We start from the raw sequence: 1,375 nt of genomic DNA on the forward strand, positions 1-1,375 counted from the left end.
TCGATGAACAGCCCGCGGTCGACCAGGTCGTTCACCACCCGCTCGGCGTCCGGGAACCCGAGGGCGACGAGCACTCCCGGCGGGATCAGAGGTTGACCTGCCAGTGCACGTTCACCCGGTAGTCACCGCCGTGACCGACGAACCGCATCTGGGTGGTGGGACGGCGGTACTCGGTCCAGCCGAGGTCCGCGGGGTCGTGGTACATGAACGCGTACCGGTGCGGGAGCTTGACCAGCGCCGTGCGGGCGTCGAACAGGTCGTCGTTGAACAGGTCGATCACCCACTGCACGAACGACCCGACGAGGTAGCCGATGACCTGGCCCAGGAACTCGCCCAGGGCGGCGCCCACGTACTCGGAGAGGAAGTCCCCGACCACCTGGATGATCTTCTCCGCCACCTTGCCGCTGACCTTGGTCCACGCCGAGTTGACCGCGGTCGCGAAACCGCCGCTGTCCTGCTCGGCCATCATCACCACGGCCACGAAGCTGCGCGGCCACCCGCCGGTTCCGGTCAGCGAGAAGCGGTTGAACAGGCGGCCCGGGTCCGCGTAGTCCACCTGGTCACCGGTGTCGAAGTCCTCGTTCACCATCCACAGGGGGACCTTCTTGGTCACGGCGGCGGAGTCGACCGTCAGACCGGCCATCACGATCTCGTCGTCACCGATCTCGTCGGTCTCCTCGACCGCCTTGACCCGGTCGATGCGGAAGTCCAGCGACGTCAGCTTCGGCACGGTGACGAGGTCGAGCTGCTTCAGCTGCGCCAGGTTCCGCGCGTCGGTCTCGGCCGCCTTCTTCTCCTGCGCGAGCTGCTGGGCGCGGGCGTTGACGGAGCTCTTCAGCGCGGCCTCGTCGACCTTCGCCGAGGCGAACGCCCCGGCGAAGCCCAGGGCCCGGAACTGGTCGGCGGTCAGGGCGCCGTGCCTGCCGAACTGCGTGCCGCGGGTGTTGGCCGAGGCGGTGACGAGCTGCTTGGCCACCGCGACGATCGGGTCGCGCTTCTCGGCGGGCAGCGACAGCAGGCCTGCCTTGAGGTCGGCCTCGACGGTGCCGCTCGCGTAGGACCGGCCGAGGTCGGAGGCCACCGCCGCGAACGAGTACCGCAGCGCGTAGTCCGCGTCCTGGGTGAGCGCGAAGATCTGCGGGTTGGTCTGCTCCGGCGAGACCGGTCCGGGCGTCGGCGGCAGCTGCTCGTCGGCCGCCGCCGCGACCTGGGCGTTCGCCACGGCCTGCCCCGGGCCGGCGAGCGCCGCCGCGACCACCACCAGTGGTACGGCGAGGCTGCGGAGAGAGCGATATCTGGTACGGGCTCGTACCTTCATGCGGGTACCTTCCCCTCGTGGACGATCACGTTGACCGTCGTGGTGAAAGGTCTACGG

1 protein-coding gene is annotated in these 1,375 nt (G+C 69.5%); it reads right to left on the reverse strand.

All coding sequences use genetic code 11. The annotated features are described in order from the left end of the window. Positions 1-85: 85 nt before the first annotated feature. Positions 86-1,261 (reverse strand): hypothetical protein, encoded by a 1,176-nt coding sequence (locus AB0G02_RS40410; RefSeq protein WP_360805892.1) that lies wholly within the window; start codon positions 1,259-1,261, stop codon positions 86-88. Between the last annotated feature and the right edge of the window lie 114 nt (positions 1,262-1,375).

Origin of the sequence: Actinosynnema sp. NPDC023658 (assembly GCF_040639995.1) — a bacterium.
GTDB lineage: Bacteria > Actinomycetota > Actinomycetes > Mycobacteriales > Pseudonocardiaceae > Actinosynnema.